The sequence below is a fragment of the Mycobacterium talmoniae genome, assembly GCF_001854525.1.
Taxonomy (GTDB): domain Bacteria; phylum Actinomycetota; class Actinomycetes; order Mycobacteriales; family Mycobacteriaceae; genus Mycobacterium; species Mycobacterium talmoniae.
The window spans coordinates 1-18,845 of sequence record NZ_MLQM01000104.1 but is presented as its reverse complement, the minus strand read 5'-3'; the positions used below and the strand labels follow the sequence as shown (position 1 = coordinate 18,845).

Sequence of the window (18,845 nt, the reverse complement as noted above, 5' to 3'; positions counted from 1 at the left end):
CCCCCCCCCCCCCCCCCGCCGCGCGGCCCGCGGCGGGGGCCGGATGTCACGCCACCGGCGGGGTCACCGTCGCCGACCTGATCGCCAAGGTCGGTGACGCGCCCGGACCGGGCACCACCGCGCCGCCCCGGAGATCGAACCGCCCGATCCGTGGGCGTACGCCGAGCCCGTCGATGCCGCCTACGCCTCGGAGCTGCCGGACCTCGACGCGCTGGCCCACGCCCACCGCCGGCCGCTGATCCGCGACGAGGCCGACGCCGAACAAACCACGGTGCTGCCGCCGGTGTCGAGCCGGGTGCCGCCGGCCCGGATCGGTGACCTGGCGCCGGTGTCGCCGCCCGATGAGAAACCCGCCCACGGCCGACGGTCGCTGCTGGTCGCCGGGCGGGCGGCGGCGGCGCTGGTCGCGGTGCTGGCGTTGGCGCTGACCGGCGGGGGCTGGCAGTGGAGCACCTCGAAGAACAACCGGCTCAACACGGTCAGCGCGCTGGACCCGGATTCCCGCGACATCGTCGACCCCAACGCCCAGTACGGGGACGAGAACTTCCTCATCGTCGGCGCCGACACCCGGGCCGGTGCGAACAGCGAAATGGGGGCCGGCGACACCGAGGACGCCGGCGGCGCCCGGTCGGACACCATCATGCTGGTCAACATCCCGGCCAACCGGAAACGCGTGGTGGTGGTGTCCTTCCCCCGCGACCTGGCCATCACCCCGCTGTCCTGCGAGGCCTGGAACCCCGACACCGGCGCCTACGGCCCGCTCTACGACGAGGAGACCGGCTCCTACGGCGACGACATGGTGTACACCACCACCAAACTGAACTCGACGTACTCGTTCGGCGGGCCGAAGTGCCTGGTGAAGGAGATCCAGAAACTGTCCGGACTGTCCATCAACCGGTTCATGGCCGTCGACTTCGTCGGCTTCACCAAAATGGTGGACACCCTCGGCGGGGTGGAGGTGTGCAGCACCACCCCGCTCTACGACGAGGAGTTGGGCACCGTGCTCGCCCAGTCCGGGCGCCAGGTCATCGACTCCAGCACCGCCCTGAACTACGTGCGGGCCCGCAACGTCCAAACCGAGTTCAACGGCGACTACGGCCGCATCAAACGCCAGCAGCGGTTCCTGTCGTCGCTGCTGCGGGCGCTGATCTCCAAGGAGACGTTCTTTTCGCTGAGCAAGCTGAACAGCGTCGTCAACATGTTCATCAACGACACCACGGTCGACCACGTCACCACCAAGGATCTGGTCAACCTCGGTCAATCGCTGCAGGGCCTGTCCGCCGGACACATCACCTTCGTCACGGTGCCGACCGGCGAAACCGACGAGAACGGCGACGAGCCGCCGCGGACCGCCGATATGCGGGCCCTGTTCGACGCCATCATCAACGACGATCCGCTGCCCGGCGAAAACGACCTGAACGCCACCACCACCCCGACGGCCAAGACCACCACCGCGACCACCGCACCGACCCCGGCGGCCCAGAGCCAAAGCGAGCAGGTCGACACGGTGACCACCGCCCCCGCCGACGTCACCGTGCAGGTGTCCAACTCCACCGGCCAATCGGGTCTGGCCGCCGACGCCACCTCCGCGCTGCACAAACGCGGCTTCAACACGATGAGCCCCGACGACTACCCCAACACGCTCAAGACCACCACGGTGTTGTTCTCGCCGGGCAACGAGCAGGCCGCCGCCACCGTGGCCTCGGCGTTAGGCGACGCCCCGATCCAGCGGGTCACCGGTAAGGGCCAGGTGGTGCAGGTCGTGCTGGGTCCGGACTTTCGCGCGGTCAGCACCCCGGCGCCGGAGGGCTCCTCGGTCACCGTGCACCTGACCCGCGCCACCAGTACCGCCCCCACCGAGCTGCCCGACGACCTGACCGTCACCAACGCCGCCGACACCACCTGCGAGTAGCGTTATCCCGCTTCCGGCGGACAGAACGTAGTCTTTAAGGCATGCGAACTGCCTATCATGAGCAGCTTTCCGGGCTAACCGAGCAGCTCGGCGAAATGTGCGGCCTGGCCGGGGCCGCCATGGAACGTGCGACTCAGGCCCTGCTGCAGGCCGATCTGGTGCTGGCCGAGCAGGTGATCACCGACCACGAACAGATCGCGGCGATGAGCGCGCGCGCCGAGGAGAGCGCCTTCGTGTTGCTGGCGCTGCAGGCGCCGGTCGCCGGGGACCTGCGGTCGATCGTGGCCGCCATCCAGATGGTGGCCGACATCGACCGGATGGGCGCATTGGCGCTGCACGTCGCCAAGATCGCCCGGCGGCGGCATCCCCAGCATGTGCTGCCCGAGGAGGTCAACGGGTATTTCGCCGAAATGGGCCGGCTCGCGGTCGAATTGGGCAACAGTGCGCAAGAGGTGCTGTTGTCCCGCGACCCGGAGAAGGCGGCCCGGATCCGCGAGGAAGACGACGCGATGGATGACCTGCACCGGCATCTGTTCAGCGTGCTGATGGACCGGGAGTGGAAGCACGGGGTGGCGGCCGCCGTCGACGTGACGCTGCTGGGCCGGTTCTATGAGCGCTTCGCCGACCACGCCGTCGAGGTGGCGCGCCGCGTCATCTTCCAGGCCACCGGGAAGTTCCCCGAAGAGAACACCCTGCCGTCACCGCAGTAGCCGTCAGGGCACCAGCACGATCTTGCCGCGGGTGTGCCGCCGTTCGAGGACTTGGTAGGCGCGCCGCACGTCGTCGAGCGCGAACGTGGCGGCGATCGGCACCTCCAGGTCCCCGGCGGCGACCAGGTCGGCCAGCTCGGCCAGCACCCGCGCGTCGGCCCCCTCGGCGTTGCCGGCGGTGTGGACCCCGAAGCGTTGCGCCGCGGCGAAATCGATGATGGTGTCGACGCGTTCGGGCGCGACCCCCAGCCCGGTCACCGCCAACTCCACGTAGCCGCCGCCGAAGAAGTCCAAAAACGCGTCGACACGGCCATGCGGGGCGGCGGCGGTGAGCCGCTGGGCCAGCCGGTCGCCGTGGTTGACCGGGATGACGCCGTGCGCGGTCAGCCAGTCGTCGTTGCCGGGTCCGGCGACACCGAGGACGGTGGCCCCGGCCCGCTTGGCCAGCTGCACCGCGACGGTGCCGACACCGCCGGCGGCCGCGGTGACGGCCACGGTGTCGGCGGGGGTCAACGCCACCGCCCGCACCGCGGCGTAGGCGGTGCTGCCGGCCACGAACAGCGAGCCGGCGACCTCCCAGGGCACCGCCGCGGGTTTGGCGGTGAGCTGGTCGGCGGGCACCGCGACGAATTCGGCGTGGCTGGCCCGGGCGTTGGTGAACCCGAGCACCTCGTCGCCGACCGCGAACGTGTCGACACCGGCGCCGAGTTCGGCGACCACGCCGGCCAGGTCGCTGCCCTGCCCGGACGGGAAGGTGGCCGGAAACCGGTCGTGCAGCGCGCCCTTGCGGATCATCGCCTCGCCCGGGTTGATGCCGGCGGCCTTGACCCGCACCACCACCTGCCCGGCGGCCGGTACCGGGCGGGGGACGTCGCGAACCTCGAGCACGTCGATGTCGCCGTAGTGATCGAACTGCACCGCTTTGGTCATGGGTGCTAGGACAACCGCGGCCGGCGCGCTATTCCCCCGGTCTAGCCGAACCGCCCGGAGATGTAGTCCTCGGTTTCCTTGCGGCTCGGGTTGGAGAAGATCTTCTCGGTGTCGTCGATCTCGATCAACCGACCGGGTTTGCCGACCGACTCCAGGTTGAAGAACGCGGTCTGGTCGCTCACCCGGGCGGCCTGCTGCATGTTGTGGGTGACGATGACGATGGTGTAGTCCTGCTTGAGCTCGGCGATCAGCTCCTCGATGGCCATCGTCGAGATCGGGTCCAGCGCCGAACACGGCTCATCCATCAGCAGCACATCGGGCTGCACGGCGATGGCCCGGGCGATGCATAACCGCTGCTGCTGCCCGCCGGACAGCCCGCCGCCGGGCCGGTCCAGCCGGTCTTTGACCTCATTCCACAGGTTCGCGCCCTTGAGCGCGTACTCGGCCGTCTCGTCGAGCACCCGCCGGTTGCGCACCCCCTGCAACTTCAGCCCGGCGACGACGTTGTCGCGAATCGTCATGGTGGGGAACGGGTTCGGCCGCTGGAACACCATCCCGATGGCGCGCCGCACCCCGACCGGGTCGATCCCCGACGCGTAGATGTCCTCGTCGTCGAGCAGCACCGAGCCGGACACCCGGGCGCCGGGGATCACCTCGTGCATCCGGTTCAGGGTGCGCAGCACGGTGGTCTTGCCGCAGCCCGACGGCCCGATGAACGCGGTCACACTGCGGGGCGGCACCGGCAGCGACACGTCGGCCACCGCGTGAAACGACCCGTAGTAGATGTTGACCTCTTTGAGGTCTAACCGCTTGGCCACCGATAACTCCTAAATCTTCCTCTGAGCAAAGACTCTAGCGACCAGCCTGGCTCCGACATTCAGTATGCCGATCAGCGCGATCAGCGTCAGGGCGGCACCCCATAGCCGGTCGGTGGGCACCGGGTTGGCACCCGCGCCGGCCGACGTCTGGTCGTACATCATGCCGGGCAGCGAACCCATGAACCCGGAGAACAGGTTGAAGTTCATCGCCTGGGAGTAGCCCACCAGGACCAGCAGCGGCGCCGTCTCCCCCATCACCCGCGCCAGGGCCAGCAGGATGCCGGTGAGGATGCCGGACAGCCCGGTCGGCATCACAATGCGGACAATGGTTTTCCATTTCGAGACGCCCAGCGCGTAGCTCGCCTCCCGCAGGTCCATCGGGACGGTCCGCAGCATCTCCTCGGTGGCCCGCACGATCACCGGGACCATCAGCAGCACCAGCGACAACGACACCGCGAACCCGGAGCGCTGCAGGCCCAGGGTGGCCACCCACAGCGCGTAGATGAACAGGGCGGCCACGATGGAGGGCAGCCCGGTCAGGACGTCGACCACGAAGGTGGTCAGCTTGGCCAGCCGGGTGCCGCCGCCGTATTCCACCAGGTAGATCGCCACGAAGATCCCGACCGGGATGGCGATGGCCGCACACGCCAGTCCCTGCAGCACGGTGCCGACGATGGCGTGATAGGCACCGCCGCCGGGCACGAAGGCCGTCATCTCGGCTTGGGAATGGGTCCACCACCCACTGGCGGTGACGGCGCGGAATCCCTTGACCACCACCGCATACAGCACCCGCACCAGCGGCACCAGGGCGATCACCATCGCCAAGGTCACCAGCGCGGTCGCGGTGTGGTTGGCCATCCGACGGCGCAGGCTGACGCCCGCGAAACCGCGCGCCTTGACCGGCCGGTCCAGCAGCGTCGTCATCGGTACCCCTGGCGGGCGATCGCCGTCCGGGCCAACCCGTTGACCACGAACGTCAACACGAACAACACCAGCCCCGCTGCGATGTAGGCGCCGGCCTTGTACTGGTCGTTGAATTCGGAGGCGGTGGCGGCGATCTTGCTGGCGAAGGTGTCGCCGCCGTCGAACAGCGACCACCGGAACGCTTTCTGGGTGCCGCGCAAGATGATCAGCATCGCGACCGTCTCGCCCAGCGCGCGCCCCAGACCCAGCATGCAGCCGCTGATGTAACCGGACCGCCCGAACGGCAGCACCGTGGTCTTGACCACTTCCCAGCGGGTGGCGCCCAGCGCCAGCGCGGCCTCGATCTGGCCGTGCGGGGTTTGGGCGAACACTTCGCGGGTGACCGCGGCGATGATCGGCAGGATCATCACCGCCAGCACGATCCCGCCGGTGAAGATGGTGCCGCCGCCGGCCACCGACGCGTTGCCGGTGGCGAACAGGAAGAACCCGCCCAGGTGCTCGTTGAGCCAGGTCGCGCTCGGCCGCAGCTGCGGCGCCAGCACGTACAGACCGAAGGCGCCGTAGATGATCGAGGGCACCCCGGCGAGCAGGTCGACCAGGTAGGCCAGCGGTCCGGCCAGCTGCCGCGGCGCGTACTGGGTGAGGTACAGGGCCACGCCCAGCGCGATCGGCATCGCCAGGACCAGTGCGAACAGCGAGACCAGCACCGTCACCTGCAACAGGTCCGCGATGCCGAAGTGCATTGCCGCGGTGTCGGTGGTGACCCATCGGCCGCCGTAGGTGAAGAAGTTCTCCCGGTTACGGGCCAGCGCCGGGATCGCCCGCCACAGCAAAAACCCGCCGATCGCCGCGATCAGGATCACCAGCAGCACCCCGGACCCCTCGGCGAAGATACCAAAGAGCTTGTCCCCCACATGCATCCGCGCAATGCGGGAGGGCCGCGCCAGCGCGGCGCGCGACGTCGGGGTGCCCGTCACGACGGTCGCACCGGAATCAGCACCCTCCCTGTTCATCGCACCCGCTGGGGCAGCTCGGCTAGCCGATGGCGTCGATCGCGCTGACCAGGCGCTCTTTGAACCGTTCCGGCAGCGGGATGTACCCGGCCGCGGCCAGCCCGCCCTGGCCGTTGTTGGCGGCCACGGTCAAAAACGACCGCACCGCGGCGGAGGTGTCGGGGGCATACCCCTTGGAGCAGACGATTTCGTAGGTCGCCAGCACCAGCGGGTAGGCGCCGGCCGCCTTGGCGCCGTACAGCGAGTTCAGGTCCAGCCGCAGATCGTTGCTGCCCTCGGTCTCGAACGTGGCGGCTTCGATCGCGGCCCGCGCCGAGCTGTCGGTGAGCGGCACCGCCCCGGCGCCGGAGTCGAGCTGGGCGATCCGCAGGTTGGCCTGGTCGGTGAAGCCCTGCTCGACGTAGCCGATGGCGCCCGGGGTGGTCTGCACCGCCTGCACCACCCCCGCCGACTTGTCCGCGCCCTCGCCGACGCCGCCGGCGAACTCGCTGCCGGCGCCCTTGGTCCAGCTTTGCGGGGCGGTCGCGGCCAGGTACTGCTGGAAGTTGTCGGTGGTGCCCGAGGAGTCCGACCGGTAAATGGGGGTGATCTTGGTGGCGGGCAGGGCGGCGCCGGGGTTCAGCGCGCCGATCGCCGGGTCGTTCCAGGCGGTGACGGCGCCGCTGAAGATCTTGGCCAGCACGTCGCCGTTGAGCACCAGCGTGTCGACGCCGTCGAGGTGGTATGCCAGCCCGATCGGCCCGAACACCAGCGGCAGATGCCACGCCGGGTTGCCGCCGCAGCGTTTGGCCGCCGCCGGCACCTGCTCGGGGGTCAGCGTCGAGTCGGATCCGGCGAAGTCCACGTGGTTGGCGATGAATTGGTCGCGGCCCGCGCCCGAGCCGGTGGGGTTGTAGGACACGTTTTTGGTGCCGCACGCCTGCGCCCACGCCTGGTTGAACAACGCGATCGCGTTCTGCTGGGAGGTCGATCCTTCGGCGGTCAACGCGTTCTTGCCGGCGCAGGCGGCCGCGCCGGCCGCCGCCGAGGTGTCGGGTGCCGCGTCGTTGTGGTCGCTGCCGCATCCGCTCAGGCTGAGCGCGGCGATCGTCGTCGCCACCAACGCCGTGCTAACCGTGTTGAGCTTCACCGATTCTCGCTTTCTGCGTTTGCTTCGCTGGTGCGGTAGCAGCTTGGGAAGACCCTTGGCGATGGTAGCGCGGCCCTCAGCCGCCGCGGTTCAACGGTCGGCCGCGTAGGCGGTGTCGACGCTGTGCACCGCGAAACCCAGCCGCTGATAGGTGCGCACCGCCGCGGTGTTGTCGGATTCGACGTAAAGCATCACCACCGGCTGCGCTGCGTCGGCGAGCCGGCGGGCCAGCCACGCCACGCCCACCGACGTTAACAGCGCGCCCAGGCCGCGGCCGTGGGCGGCCGGGTCGACGCCCACCACGTACACCTCGCCCAGCCCGGGCTCGTCGGGGTGCACCTTGGTCCAGTGAAAGCCCAGCAGGGTCGCATTGTCCTGCCCGAACGCCAGGAACAGGCCGGCCGGGTCGAACCACGGTTCGGCGCGGCGCTCGTCGAGCTGGGTCTGCGTCCAGCCGCCCTGTTCGGGATGCCAGGCGAACGCGGCGTTGTTGACCCGCAGCAGTTCGGCGTCGTCGCCGCTGCCGGCGTAGGTGCGGATCCGCACCCCGTCGGGCAGCTCGGGGTCGGGCACGTCGCGCAGCGAACGGCGCATCTGCATCAGCTCCCGCACCGGGTGCAGCCCCAGCGCGGCGGCCGTCGCCGCGGCCGGCGGCAGCGTGCCGTGCGCCCAGAACTGGGTCTGCCCGGCGGTGCGGTCCAGCGCGGCGCGGACCAGGGCCGCACCGACGCCGCGGCGGCGGGCCCGCGGATGCACCACCAGTTCGGCCATCGGTGCGTCGTCCGCGCCGGCCAGGTTGAGGTAGCCGACCACGGCGTCGTCGGCGTCGGTGACCAGCAGGTGGGCGCCGCGGTGGCCGGTGAGTTCACGCAACACCTGCTCCCCGACCGGCGCCACCCCGTCGTGGTCGCGGGCCGCGGTGATCAGGGCGCGGACCTGCCGCTGTTCGTCGGCCGACAGCGCAGCGCGCCAGTCGGGCGCCGTCACTGACTGGCCAGCGGGTTGCTCAGCGGATCGTCCACCGCGTCCGGCTCGGCCGGCATCTCCTCGGCCTCGTCCTCGTCGGGCTCGGACGCCGGGGCGCGGCCCCGGGCCGGGCGCACCGCCTTGTAGCCGACGTTGCGGACGGTGCCGATCAACGACTCGTATTCGGGGCCCAGCTTGGCCCGCAACCGCCGGACGTGGACGTCGACCGTGCGGGTGCCGCCGAAGAAGTCATACCCCCACACCTCTTGCAGCAGCTGCGCCCGGGTGAACACCCGACCGACGTGCTGGGCCAGATACTTCAGCAGCTCGAATTCCTTGTAGGTCAGGTCCAGCGGCTTGCCGCGCAGCCGCGCGGTGTAGGTGCCTTCGTCGATGACCAACTCGCCGAGGGTGATCTGGCCGGCGCTCTCCTCGGCGACCGGGCCGCCGGCGCGGCCGACCAGCAGCCGCAGCCGGGCGTCCACCTCGGCCGGGCCGGTGCCGGGCAGCAGGATCTCGTCGAGCCCCCACTCGGCGCTGACCGCCACCAGGCCGCCCTCGGTGACCACCGCCGCCACCGGCACCGTGGTGCCGGCCGCGCTGAGCAGCCGGCACAGCCCGCGGGCGGCGGCGAGGTCGGTGCGGGCGTCGACGATCGCCACGTCGGCGGACCCGGCCTCCAGCAGTGAGGAAACCTCCGTCGGCGCGGCCCGCACGTGGTGCGGCAGCAGCGACAACGCGGGCAGCACCGACTCAGGGTGCGGGTCGGCGGTCAGCAGCAGTAGATCCAAGAAGCCCCTCCAGCCTCGGGGGAAGCCATCTCCCAATATGCACGGCGAGAGTCAGTGCCTAAGGTATTTAACGATAGCGTGCGACCTGCTCTTTCGCTGTGCTCAACCCATCCGCGGACGGTGGTAGGCCAGAATGTGCGGGTGCGCAGAGTGCTGATCGGTGTGGCCGCCGCCCTGGGTGTGGTGCTGCTGACGGCCGTCGGCGTCGACTTCGGGACGTCGATCTACGCCGAGTACCGGCTGTCGCGGTCGGTGCGTGCGGCGGCGCATCTGGGCTCGGATCCGTTCGTCGCCATCCTGGGTTTTCCGTTTATCCCGCAGGCGGCGCGGGACCACTACGACGAGTTGGAGATCAAGGCCACCGCCGTCGAGCATGCCCGGGTCGACAAGGCGACGCTGGAGGCCACCATGCACTCCATCGACCTGTCCGACGCGTCCTGGCTGGTGGGGCCCAACGCCACGCTCGTGGTGCGCAAACTGGAGAGCCGGATCATCATCGACTCCGTGCACCTGGGCCGCTACCTGGGTATCCGCGACCTGATGGTGGAGGCGCCGCGGGACGAAACCAACGACGCCACCGGCGGCACCACCGAATCCGGCATCTCCAGCAGCAGCGGGCTGGTGTTCACCGGCACCCCGAGATCGGCGGGCTTCGACCACCGGGTCAGCGTCGGTGTGGACCTGTCGATGACCGGCGCGGACAAAACCACCCTGGTGTTCACCCCGACCGAGGTCCTGACCGGGCCCGACACCGCCAACCAGCGGGTGCCCGACGACAAGCGGGACGCGGTGCTGGCCGCGTTCCGCGCCGAACTCCCGGATCAGAAGCTGCCGTTCGGGGTGTCGCCCACCAGCCAGGGCGCCCGCGGCTCGGATGTGATCATCGAAGGCATCACCGAGGGGGTCACCCTCACCCTCGACAAGTTCCGGCAGTCGTGACCCGCCGATGATTACCGCGCTGGTCGCGATCGCCGCCGGGCTGGCGCTGGCCACGGTGGCGGGCTGGTTGCTGCGCCGCCGGTCCGGGGTGCTGGTGCCCACCGACACCGGGCCCGCCCCCGCCGAACTCGGGTTGTCGACGAGCGGACCGACCGTCGTGCACTTCTCCGCGGCGTGGTGCGGGCCGTGCGCGGCGGTGCGCCGCGTGGTCGACCAGGTGTGCACCGACCTGGACGTCGCCCACGTCGAGATCGATCTGGACGCCAATCCGGGGGCCGCGCGCGCCCTGTCCGTGCTGTCGCTGCCCACCACGTTCATCTTCGATGCGCAGGGGCATCAACGGTTTCGCAGCGCCGGCGTCCCCACCGTGGCTGGCCTGCGGGAGGCGCTGCGGCCGCTGTTGGCTTGACCGGCGTGTCATTAGGTAAGCTGTCCGACGTGTTCGCCCGCCTCGAGCTTGTGCTCACCAAGCGTCGCGCAGTAGATCTGTGCCGCACCGCGGGTTGTTGCTGTTGTTGTTGTAGCTGAGTAGCCGCGTCCTTCTTCCACGCCGCGCTCGGAGCTCGCCATTCCGGCCTGTCTCCATTCCGATCCGTTTTGCAACAGGAGCAGCTCTGTGTCGACCACCAATCAGGTAGATGTGCGGGGGCCCCGGTTCGTCGCCTGGGTCACCACCGCGGTGCTGACGGCGGTCCTGGTCATCGCCGGGTTCAGCGCGCCGGCGGCCGCCGGGGTGCTGGCCGTGCAGGCCGTCGTCTTCGCGATCGGCGCCCTGGCCGGGCCGCGCCGGCAGCCCTACGGTGTGGTGTTCGCCACCGTGGTGGCGCCGCGGCTGGCCCCGGCCACCGAGTTCGAGCCGGTGCCGCCGCTGAAGTTCGCCCAACTGGTCGGCTTCGTGTTTGCGGCCGCCGGCGTGGCCGGCTTTGCCACCGGCCTGCCGATCCTGGGGGTGGTCGCGACCGCGTTCGCGCTGGCCGCGGCCTTCCTCAACGCGGCCTTCGGGATTTGCCTGGGCTGCCAGCTCTACCCGCTCGTCGTCCATCTGCGGCCCCGCCGCCCCTCCCCGATTTCCACCTGAGCAACCGAAAGGATCCACAACATGGCTCGCTCCGACGTCCTGGTCACCACTGACTGGGCCGAGAGCAATCTCAACGCACCCAACACCGTGTTCGTCGAGGTCGACGAGGATGTCAGCGCCTACGACGGCGGTCACATCCCCGGTGCGGTCAAGCTGGACTGGCGCCAAGACCTGCAGGACGCGGTCAAGCGTGACGTCGTCGACGCCCAGCAGTTCTCCAAGCTGCTGTCCGACCGCGGCATCGCCAACGACGACACCGTCATCCTCTACGGCGGCAACAACAACTGGTTCGCCGCCTACGCGTACTGGTACTTCAAGCTCTACGGCCACGACAAGGTCAAGCTGCTCGACGGCGGCCGCAAGAAGTGGGAGCTGGACGGCCGCCCGCTGTCGACCGACAAGGTCACCCGTCCGGCCACCTCGTACGCCGCCAAGCCGCAGGACGGCACCATCCGGGCGTTCCGCGATGACGTGCTCGCCGCGATCGGCGCCAAGAACCTGGTCGACGTGCGCTCCCCGGACGAGTTCACCGGCAAGATCCTGGCGCCGGCGCACCTGCCGCAGGAGCAGAGCCAGCGGCGCGGTCACGTGCCCTCCGCGATCAACGTGCCGTGGAGCAAGGCCGCCAATGAGGATGGCACCTTCAAGTCCGACGAGGAGCTGACCAAGCTGTACGCCGACGCCGGCCTCGACGGGCAGAAGGAGACCATCGCCTATTGCCGGATCGGCGAGCGCTCGTCGCACACCTGGTTTGTGCTGCAGGAGCTGCTCGGGCACAAGAACGTCAAAAACTATGACGGCAGTTGGATGGAATACGGCTCCCTGGTGGGGGTCCCGATCGAGTTGGGAAGCTGACTATGTGCTCTGCACCTAAACAAGGACAAACGCTGCCGGCCGGCGTCGACCTGGAGAAGGAGACGGTGATCACCGGCCGGGTGGTGGACAGCAACGGCGGCCCGGTGGCCGGGGCGTTCGTGCGCCTGCTGGACTCCTCCGACGAGTTCACCGCCGAGGTGGTGGCCTCCGCGACCGGCGACTTCCGGTTCTTCGCCGCGCCGGGATCGTGGACGGTGCGGGCGCTGTCCTCGGCCGGCAACGGCGACGCCGTCGTCGCGCCGTCGGGTGCCGGCATCCACGAGGTCGACGTCAAGGTCGCCTAAGACGCCTTACCGAGGCTGGGGCGCCTCCCGGATGGGAGGTCCCCAGCCTCGGTGCGTTTTGGGCCCCACCTCGGCCGCACATTAGACTCGTCGCCGTGGTGCTGTTCTTCGAAATCATGCTTGTCGGGGCCGTCGCGGTCATCACCTGGTTCGCGCTGTACGCGTTGTATCGGCTCATCGCCGACGAGTCGTGACCGGCGCCGGCGACGAGGCACAGGAGCGGCGCTCGGTAGCCGCCGACCAGGACAGCCCCGGGCCCGCGGCCCGCAATATCCCGGCCTTCGACGACCTGCCGGCCCCCGCCGACACCGCCAATCTGCGCGAGGGCGCCAACCTGCACGATGCCCTACTGGCACTGTTGCCGCTGGTCGGGGTGTGGCGCGGGGAAGGCGAGGGCCGCGGCGAGCACGGCGACTACCGGTTCGGCCAGCAGATCGTGGTGTCCCACGACGGCGGCGACTACCTGAACTGGGAAGCCCGGTCCTGGCGGCTGACCGACACCGGCGACTATCAGCAGCCGGGCCTGCGCGAGACCGGCTTTTGGCGCTTCGTCAACGACCCCGCCGACCCCAGCGAGTCGCAGGCCATCGAGCTGCTGTTGGCGCACTCGGAGGGCTACGTCGAGTTGTTCTACGGCCGGCCCCGCAACGCCTCCTCCTGGGAGCTGGTCACCGACGCGCTGGCCCGCAGCAAATCCGGCGTGCTGGTCGGCGGGGCCAAGCGGCTCTACGGCATCGTCGAAGGCGGTGACCTGGCCTACGTCGAGGAACGGGTGGACGCCGACGGCGGGCTGGTGCCGCACCTGTCGGCGCGGCTGCAGCGCTTCGCGGGCTGACATTCCGCGTTGACTCTGCGTCCACCAGGCAGTCTTCTCGACCTTTCGCCTGGTAGCCGCAGGGTCAACGGCCCCCCAACATGGCGCGACCCCCGAGCCGTAGTTCCTGGTTGGACAAGACCGGAGGCTCGGGGGTCGGGTGACTGCCGGGAATTCGCCAGCGCGCGCGGGTGATTCCCTGGCGCTGCTTAGCGGACAGCCACCTCACATGTCCAGAACGTACTCAATTTCGCGGACCACCTCCTTCCCTGTGTAGAGCCGAACCTACCTGCGCACCGGGACACCGACAACCGAATTTCACCGATCGCTGGCGATGGCGGCGTCCACCAGGCCGGCGAACTCCGCGGCCATCGGCGCCGACGGCAGCGGTCGGCCGTCCAGGGTGTGCACCCGGGCCGCCAGCGTCATGCTTGACACCAGCCAAACCCCTTGGGCGGCAACCAGGTCCGCGGGTGTGAGGGCGCGGTAGTCGCAGTCGTAGCCCTTGTCCCGGGCCACCTCGAACAGCGCCTGCTGGGTGGTGCCGCGCAGGATCGGATACCAGGGCGGCGGGGTGAGCAGCGCGGTGCGACCGTCGACGGCGGTGGCGATCACCACCGTCGAGCGCGGGCCTTCCAGGATGTAGCCGTCGGAGCTGACGAAGATCACATCGCCAGCCCCCTGCGTCGCGGCGTGCCGCAGCGCGGCCATGTTCACCGCATACGACAGGGTTTTGGCGCCGGCCAGCAGCCAGGGCAGCGCGTCGATGCCGGCGGCGGCCAGGCCGCGGTCCAAGGTAATCGCCGCCACCCCGTCGCGGCGGGCCGCCGCGACCCGCTCAGCGACCTCGGTGACCATCACATAGGCGGTGGGCGCCGACCCGGTTTCGCGGCCCCGGCTGCAGATCAGCCGCATCGCGCCCTCGTCGGCGGTGACCGCGGCCCACGCCTGCTCGGCCGCCCCGATCGCACGCCGCCACGCCGCCAGGTCCGGTTCGGGCAACGCCATCAACTTGGCCGAGTGGACAAGCCGGCCCAGATGCGGCTCCACCAGGCAGGCTCGGCCGTCGCGGACCAGCAGCGTCTCGAAGACGCCGTCACCGCGCAGCACGGCGAGGTCGTCGGCGTGCAGCAGCGGGGTTCCCGCCGGGTGGACTTCGCCGTCGAGCGTGACGATCACACCGGCCATGGACCAAGAGCCTAATGCGGGGGCTCGTAGAGTTGACGTGTGACCGCTGTTCCCGCGCCCGATCCCGGACCCGACGCCGGCGCCGTCTGGCATTACGGCGACCCGCTGGGTGAGCAGCGGGCCGCCGAAACCGCTGCGGTGCTGGTGGATCGCTCCCACCGGGCGGTGCTCACCCTGACCGGCGCCGACCGTCGCAGCTGGCTGCACAGCATCTCCAGCCAGCACGTCGCCGAACTGCCCGACGGCGCCAGCACCCAGAACCTGTCCCTGGACGGCAAGGGGCACGTCGAGGATCACTGGATCCAGACCGAGTTGGGCGAGGTCGGCTACCTGGACACCGAACCGTGGCGGGGCGAGCCGCTGCTGGACTACCTGCGCAAGATGGTGTTCTGGTCGGAGGTGCGGCCCGAGCCCGCCGAGCTGGCGGTGCTGTCGCTGCTCGGTCCGGGCCCGGCCGAGCCGACGGGGCTGGACGCCCCGGGCCTGGACGGCCTGCCCGACGACCGCGCGATGCCGCTGGACGGCGGCGGCCTGCTGCGCCGGGTGCCCGGCACCGCCGCCGGCCCGCCCGAGCTGGACCTGCTGGTGCCGCGTGCCGACGCCGCCAGCTGGCGGCACCGGTTGACCCAGGCCGGGGTGCGCCCGGCCGGGGTGTGGGCGTTTGAGGCGCACCGGGTGGCGGCGCTGCGCCCCCGGCTCGGGGTCGACACCGATGAGCGCACCATCCCGCACGAGGTGGGCTGGATCGGCGGGCCGGGCGTGGGTGCGGTGCACCTGGACAAGGGCTGCTACCGGGGTCAGGAGACCGTCGCTCGGGTGCATAACCTCGGCAAACCGCCCCGCATGCTGGTGTTGCTGCACCTGGACGGCTCGGTGGACCGGCCCGCCACCGGTGATCCGGTGCTGGCCGGTGGCCGCGCGGTGGGCCGGCTGGGCACGGTGGTCGATCACGCCGAGCTGGGCCCGGTGGCGCTGGCGCTGCTCAAACGCGGGCTGCCCGCCGAGACCCCGCTGACCACCGGGCCGGACGCCGAGGTCGCCGCGGTGATCGACGCCGATTCGCTCCCGGCGGCCGATGTGGTCGGCGCCGGACGGGCCGCCGTCGAGCGGCTGCGGGGCGGAACCCGATGAGCGGGCTGTGACGTCAACCGCAGCGGGTAGGGCGTGGCCGCGCGCGCCGGGACGGCACGGTAAACTACTCAGCAGGACAATACGACACACAGATCGGGGCCGCCTACTTGTTGGGCCGCTCCGTTATTGCGCGAGGGGGTTCCCCCATGGGCCGCGGCCGGGCTAAGGCGAAGCAGACCAAGGTTGCTCGAGAACTGAAGTACAGCACCCCGCAGACCGATTTTGAGCGGCTTCAGCGCGAGCTGTCCGGGTCGAGCGCCGAGGATGCCGACCACGACGGCGACGACGACTTTGGGTTCTCGACCAACGAGGACGACTGGCGCCGCTGACGCGGACCCGTTCAGAACCGCGGGTGCTGCCCCACCAGCTTGGTGCGGGGGGCGTCTTTCCCACCTTTGTTGACGGTGCCCAGCACCCAGCAGTTCAGGTGTCGGGCGGTCAAGATGGCCAACGCGCGGTCGGTGTCTTCCGGCGCGACGACGGCGACCATGCCGACCCCCATGTTGAACGTCTTCTCCATCTCGGCGCGGCTGATCCGGCCGCGCTGGGCGATCATCGCGAACACCGGCGCCGGCGTCCAGGTGCCGCGGTCCACCTCGGCCAGCAGCCCGTGCGGGATGACGCGCTCCAGGTTGCCGGCCAGCCCGCCGCCGGTGACGTGGCAGAAGGTGCGGACCCGGGTTTCGGCGGCCAACGCCAGGCAGTCCTTGGCGTAGATGCGGGTCGGCTCCAGCAGCTCCTCCCCCAACGTGCGGCCGAACTCCTCGACGTAGCCGGCCAGGTTCATCCGGTCGATGTCCAACAGCACCGCCCGTGCCAGCGAATAGCCGTTGGAGTGCAGCCCGGAGGAGCCCATCGCGATGATGACGTCGCCGGGTTTGACCCGGTCGGGGCCCAGCACGTCGTCGGCCTCCACCACGCCCACGCCGGTGGCGGAGATGTCGTAGTGGTCGGGTTCCATCAGGCCGGGGTGCTCGGCGGTTTCCCCGCCGAGCAGCGCGCAGCCGGCCTGCACGCAGCCGTCGGCGATGCCGGCGACGATCGCGCTGATCCGTTCGGGCACCGTGCGGCCCACCGCGATGTAGTCCTGCAAAAACAGCGGCTCGGCACCGCACACCACCAGGTCGTCGACCACCATCGCCACCAGGTCCAGGCCCACGGTGTCGTGTTTGTCCATGGCCTGGGCGATGGCCAGTTTGGTGCCGACCCCGTCGCTGGAGGCGGCCAGCACCGGTTCCCGATAGTCGCCGCGGAGGGCGAACAGGCCGGCGAAGCCGCCGATGCCGCCCCGGACTTCGGGGCGGGTGGCCTTGGCGGCCAGCGGGGTGATCAACTCGACGGCGCGGTCACCGGCCTCGATGTCGACGCCTGCCGCTGCGTAGGTGATGCCGTGACCCGGGTGTCCCGGGTCGGCTGCGCGATCGCTCATCGCGGTAAAGGCTACCGGTCGCCCGTGACGGGCTCAGACGTTCGGGTCAGCTATGGCCGACGCAGCGCGGACGCGTTGTCGTTTTGGGCATGCAGCGCGGCGTTGGCCAGCATGTGCTCGACCACGTTTTTGCCCAGCGCGGTCTCCCCGGGCAGCTCGATCGGGTAGTCCCCGTCGAAGCAGGCCGCGCAGAGCCGGGACGCGGGTTGTTCGGTGGCGGCGATCATCCCGTGCAGCGAGATGTAGCCCAGGGTGTCGGCGCCGATGGCGTGCCGGACGGCTGCCAGCATCTCGCCCTCGTCTTCGACGGCGTTGGCGATCAGCTCGGCCGGCGACGCGAAGTCGATGCCGTAGAAGCAGGGCCACTTCACCGGCGGTGAGGCGATGCGGACGTGCACCTCGACCGCGCCGGCCTCCCGCAGCATCCGGACCAGGGCCCGCTGGGTGTTGCCGCGCACGATCGAGTCGTCGACGACGACCAGCCGCTTGCCGCGGATCACCTCTTTGAGCGGGTTGAGCTTGAGCCGGATGCCGAGTTGGCGGATGGTTTGCGACGGCTGGATGAAGGTGCGCCCGACGTAGGCGTTTTTCGTCAGGCCCTGCCCGAACGGGATGCCGGATTCCTGGGCGAAACCGACCGCGGCCGGGGTGCCCGATTCCGGCACCCCGATCACCAGGTCGGCGTCGGCGGGGCATTCCCGGGCCAGCCGGCGGCCGATGTCGACCCGGGTGGCATGCACCGACCGGCCGGCGATGGTGCTGTCCGGCCGGGCCAAATACACGTATTCGAAGACGCAGCCCTTGGGGGTGGGGTTGGCGAAGCGGGTGGAGCGCACCCCGTCGGCGTCGATCGCCAGCAGCTCACCGGGTTCGATGTCGCGGACGAAGGAGGCGCCGACGATGTCGAGCGCGGCCGTTTCCGACGCCACCACCCAGCCGCGGTCCAGCCGGCCCAGCGCCAGCGGCCGCACCCCCCACGGGTCGCGGGCGGCGTACAGGGTGTTCTCGTCCATGAAGGTCAGGCAGAACGCGCCGCGCACCCCGGCCAGCAACTCGACGGCGGCCTGCTCCAGGGTGGCGTCGGCCGAGCCGTGGGCCAGCAGCGCACCCAGGATGTCGGAGTCGGTGGTGGCCCCGAATTCGCGGGTGTTGATCAACCCGGCGTCGCGGGCGCGGGTCACCAGCTCGGTGGCGTTGACCAGGTTGCCGTTGTGCCCCAGCGCCACCCCGGTGCCCGCGGCGGTGTTGCGGAACACCGGCTGCGCGTTTTCCCACGTGGTGGAGCCGGTGGTGGAGTAGCGGCAGTGCCCGATCGCGACATGCCCGGCCATCGCGGCCAGGGTCTGCTCGTCGAAAACCTGGCTGACCAGCCCCAAATCCTTGAACACCAGCACCTGGGAGCCGTCGGCGACGGCGATACCGGCGGCTTCCTGGCCGCGGTGCTGCAGCGCGTACAGGCCGTAGTAGGTCAGCTTGGCGACGTCTTCGCCGGGTGCCCAGACCCCGAATACGCCGCACTCTTCCCGCGGCGGGTTCTCCACCTGCTGGTCATTCAAAGGGCTGCTCCCCCGGGGCGGCGTGGGCGACGCCGTTCAGTCTACGGGCAGGCCCGGCCCGGCACAGAATCGCGCGCCGGGTAACACCCGATTACGTGTCGAGCGTCACCACCGGCAGCCAGGCGGCGATCTCGCCGGCCCGGGCGCCCGACGCCCGCAGCGCCCCGGCCGCGGCCGCCTCGGGCAGCGACACCAGCCCGGCGGCCACCCGCAGCCAGGTGCGGGGGTCGGCTTCGACGACGTTGGGGGGTGTGCCGCGGGTGTGCCGCGGGCCGGCGACGCACTGCACCGCGACGAACGGCGGGATGCGCACCTCGACGCTGGCGCCGGGGGCCAGCGCGGCCAGGGTGCGCGCGG

The 18,845-nt window shown here is 70.4% G+C and carries 21 protein-coding genes and 1 pseudogene; 11 read left to right on the top strand and 11 right to left on the bottom strand.

The genetic code is table 11. The annotated features are described in order from the left end of the window. Together BKN37_RS17590 and phoU are read left to right on the top strand one after the other, a co-directional pair. Positions 1 to 1,912: pseudogene (locus BKN37_RS17590) on the top strand (LCP family protein); the annotation flags it as partial. Between the two features lie 41 nt (positions 1,913 to 1,953). Further along, entirely contained in the window at positions 1,954 to 2,622 is a 669-nt protein-coding gene (gene phoU, locus BKN37_RS17585; protein WP_071028180.1) for a phosphate signaling complex protein PhoU, read from the top strand. Positions 2,623 to 2,625: 3 nt separating this feature from the next. Here the strand turns inward: phoU and BKN37_RS17580 are convergent, their stop codons facing one another. The 7 genes from BKN37_RS17580 to BKN37_RS17550 form a co-directional block, all read right to left on the bottom strand. Continuing rightward, positions 2,626 to 3,552: an NADP-dependent oxidoreductase gene (locus tag BKN37_RS17580; protein ID WP_071028178.1), complete on the bottom strand. Its 927-nt coding sequence runs from the start codon at positions 3,550 to 3,552 to the stop codon at positions 2,626 to 2,628. 41 nt (positions 3,553 to 3,593) lie between these two features. Beyond that, on the bottom strand, positions 3,594 to 4,370 hold the full coding sequence (pstB, locus tag BKN37_RS17575; RefSeq protein ID WP_071028176.1) for a phosphate ABC transporter ATP-binding protein PstB: 777 nt from the start codon (positions 4,368 to 4,370) through the stop codon (positions 3,594 to 3,596). Positions 4,371 to 4,379: 9 nt separating this feature from the next. Beyond that, complete coding sequence (gene pstA / locus BKN37_RS17570; RefSeq protein ID WP_071028173.1) at positions 4,380 to 5,294, bottom strand: phosphate ABC transporter permease PstA; 915 nt, start codon at positions 5,292 to 5,294, stop codon at positions 4,380 to 4,382. Next, positions 5,291 to 6,214: a phosphate ABC transporter permease subunit PstC gene (pstC, locus tag BKN37_RS17565; RefSeq protein WP_242657284.1), complete on the bottom strand. Its 924-nt coding sequence runs from the start codon at positions 6,212 to 6,214 to the stop codon at positions 5,291 to 5,293. Before pstC ends, pstA begins: the two co-directional genes overlap by 4 nt. A 115-nt stretch (positions 6,215 to 6,329) precedes the next feature. After that, the gene (pstS, locus tag BKN37_RS17560; protein WP_071028171.1) at positions 6,330 to 7,436 is read right to left on the bottom strand and encodes a phosphate ABC transporter substrate-binding protein PstS; all 1,107 of its coding nucleotides are present in this window, start codon (positions 7,434 to 7,436) and stop codon (positions 6,330 to 6,332) included. Between the two features lie 90 nt (positions 7,437 to 7,526). Further along, entirely contained in the window at positions 7,527 to 8,423 is an 897-nt protein-coding gene (gene mshD, locus BKN37_RS17555) for a mycothiol synthase (RefSeq protein ID WP_071028169.1), read from the bottom strand. After that, positions 8,420 to 9,193, bottom strand: coding sequence for a winged helix-turn-helix transcriptional regulator (locus BKN37_RS17550; RefSeq protein WP_071028168.1), 774 nt, complete (start codon positions 9,191 to 9,193; stop codon positions 8,420 to 8,422). Before BKN37_RS17550 ends, mshD begins: the two co-directional genes overlap by 4 nt. Before the next feature lie 135 nt (positions 9,194 to 9,328). Here BKN37_RS17550 and lmeA point away from each other — a divergent pair, with 135 nt between their 5' ends. From lmeA to BKN37_RS17520, 7 genes are all read left to right on the top strand, one after another. Then, positions 9,329 to 10,132 (top strand): mannan chain length control protein LmeA, encoded by an 804-nt coding sequence (gene lmeA / locus BKN37_RS17545; RefSeq protein ID WP_071028166.1) that lies wholly within the window; start codon positions 9,329 to 9,331, stop codon positions 10,130 to 10,132. Positions 10,133 to 10,142: 10 nt separating this feature from the next. Beyond that, positions 10,143 to 10,541 (top strand): thioredoxin family protein, encoded by a 399-nt coding sequence (locus tag BKN37_RS17540; protein ID WP_207547254.1) that lies wholly within the window; start codon positions 10,143 to 10,145, stop codon positions 10,539 to 10,541. 5 nt (positions 10,542 to 10,546) lie between these two features. Beyond that, positions 10,547 to 10,660 carry an Ms5788A family Cys-rich leader peptide gene (locus tag BKN37_RS30420; protein ID WP_370480397.1) on the top strand — a complete coding sequence of 38 codons (114 nt, stop codon included), beginning with the start codon at positions 10,547 to 10,549 and terminating at the stop codon, positions 10,658 to 10,660. A gap of 88 nt (positions 10,661 to 10,748) precedes the next feature. Then, complete coding sequence (locus BKN37_RS17535; protein WP_083341866.1) at positions 10,749 to 11,210, top strand: DUF4395 domain-containing protein; 462 nt, start codon at positions 10,749 to 10,751, stop codon at positions 11,208 to 11,210. Between the two features lie 21 nt (positions 11,211 to 11,231). Further along, positions 11,232 to 12,065 carry a sulfurtransferase gene (locus tag BKN37_RS17530; protein ID WP_071028159.1) on the top strand — a complete coding sequence of 278 codons (834 nt, stop codon included), beginning with the start codon at positions 11,232 to 11,234 and terminating at the stop codon, positions 12,063 to 12,065. A gap of 2 nt (positions 12,066 to 12,067) precedes the next feature. Then, positions 12,068 to 12,370 carry a DUF1416 domain-containing protein gene (locus tag BKN37_RS17525; RefSeq protein WP_071028157.1) on the top strand — a complete coding sequence of 101 codons (303 nt, stop codon included), beginning with the start codon at positions 12,068 to 12,070 and terminating at the stop codon, positions 12,368 to 12,370. A gap of 190 nt (positions 12,371 to 12,560) precedes the next feature. After that, positions 12,561 to 13,205 carry a heme-binding beta-barrel domain-containing protein gene (locus BKN37_RS17520; RefSeq protein ID WP_071028156.1) on the top strand — a complete coding sequence of 215 codons (645 nt, stop codon included), beginning with the start codon at positions 12,561 to 12,563 and terminating at the stop codon, positions 13,203 to 13,205. Positions 13,206 to 13,502: 297 nt separating this feature from the next. Here the strand turns inward: BKN37_RS17520 and BKN37_RS17515 are convergent, their stop codons facing one another. After that, positions 13,503 to 14,363: an aminodeoxychorismate lyase gene (locus BKN37_RS17515; RefSeq protein ID WP_095407122.1), complete on the bottom strand. Its 861-nt coding sequence runs from the start codon at positions 14,361 to 14,363 to the stop codon at positions 13,503 to 13,505. Between the two features lie 48 nt (positions 14,364 to 14,411). On the opposite strand from BKN37_RS17515, the gene ygfZ reads away from it, so the two are divergent. Together ygfZ and BKN37_RS17505 are read left to right on the top strand one after the other, a co-directional pair. Then, on the top strand, positions 14,412 to 15,503 hold the full coding sequence (gene ygfZ / locus BKN37_RS17510) for a CAF17-like 4Fe-4S cluster assembly/insertion protein YgfZ (RefSeq protein ID WP_071028152.1): 1,092 nt from the start codon (positions 14,412 to 14,414) through the stop codon (positions 15,501 to 15,503). 146 nt (positions 15,504 to 15,649) lie between these two features. After that, positions 15,650 to 15,832 carry a DUF3073 domain-containing protein gene (locus BKN37_RS17505; protein ID WP_071028150.1) on the top strand — a complete coding sequence of 61 codons (183 nt, stop codon included), beginning with the start codon at positions 15,650 to 15,652 and terminating at the stop codon, positions 15,830 to 15,832. Positions 15,833 to 15,843: 11 nt separating this feature from the next. Here the strand turns inward: BKN37_RS17505 and purM are convergent, their stop codons facing one another. The 3 genes from purM to BKN37_RS17490 all read right to left on the bottom strand — a co-directional run. After that, entirely contained in the window at positions 15,844 to 16,932 is a 1,089-nt protein-coding gene (gene purM, locus BKN37_RS17500; protein ID WP_071028148.1) for a phosphoribosylformylglycinamidine cyclo-ligase, read from the bottom strand. Positions 16,933 to 16,982: 50 nt separating this feature from the next. Next, positions 16,983 to 18,488 carry an amidophosphoribosyltransferase gene (gene purF / locus BKN37_RS17495; protein WP_071028146.1) on the bottom strand — a complete coding sequence of 502 codons (1,506 nt, stop codon included), beginning with the start codon at positions 18,486 to 18,488 and terminating at the stop codon, positions 16,983 to 16,985. Positions 18,489 to 18,579: 91 nt separating this feature from the next. Next, positions 18,580 to 18,845, bottom strand: a 266-nt coding sequence (locus BKN37_RS17490) for a sterol carrier family protein (protein ID WP_071028145.1), incomplete at its 5' end; no start/stop codon positions are given.

What these genes read in the sequence shown, in the direction of transcription:
- phoU (WP_071028180.1), top strand. Translation starts at nt 1,954, where the DNA reads ATGCGAACTGCCTATCATGAGCAGCTTTCCGGGCTAACCGAGCAGCTC.
- BKN37_RS17580 (WP_071028178.1), bottom strand. Translation starts at nt 3,552, where the DNA reads ATGACCAAAGCGGTGCAGTTCGATCACTACGGCGACATCGACGTGCTC.
- pstA (WP_071028173.1), bottom strand. Translation starts at nt 5,294, where the DNA reads ATGACGACGCTGCTGGACCGGCCGGTCAAGGCGCGCGGTTTCGCGGGC.
- pstC (WP_242657284.1), bottom strand. Translation starts at nt 6,214, where the DNA reads ATGCATGTGGGGGACAAGCTCTTTGGTATCTTCGCCGAGGGGTCCGGG.
- BKN37_RS17530 (WP_071028159.1), top strand. Translation starts at nt 11,232, where the DNA reads ATGGCTCGCTCCGACGTCCTGGTCACCACTGACTGGGCCGAGAGCAAT.
- BKN37_RS17525 (WP_071028157.1), top strand. Translation starts at nt 12,068, where the DNA reads ATGTGCTCTGCACCTAAACAAGGACAAACGCTGCCGGCCGGCGTCGAC.
- BKN37_RS17505 (WP_071028150.1), top strand. Translation starts at nt 15,650, where the DNA reads ATGGGCCGCGGCCGGGCTAAGGCGAAGCAGACCAAGGTTGCTCGAGAA.
- purM (WP_071028148.1), bottom strand. Translation starts at nt 16,932, where the DNA reads ATGAGCGATCGCGCAGCCGACCCGGGACACCCGGGTCACGGCATCACC.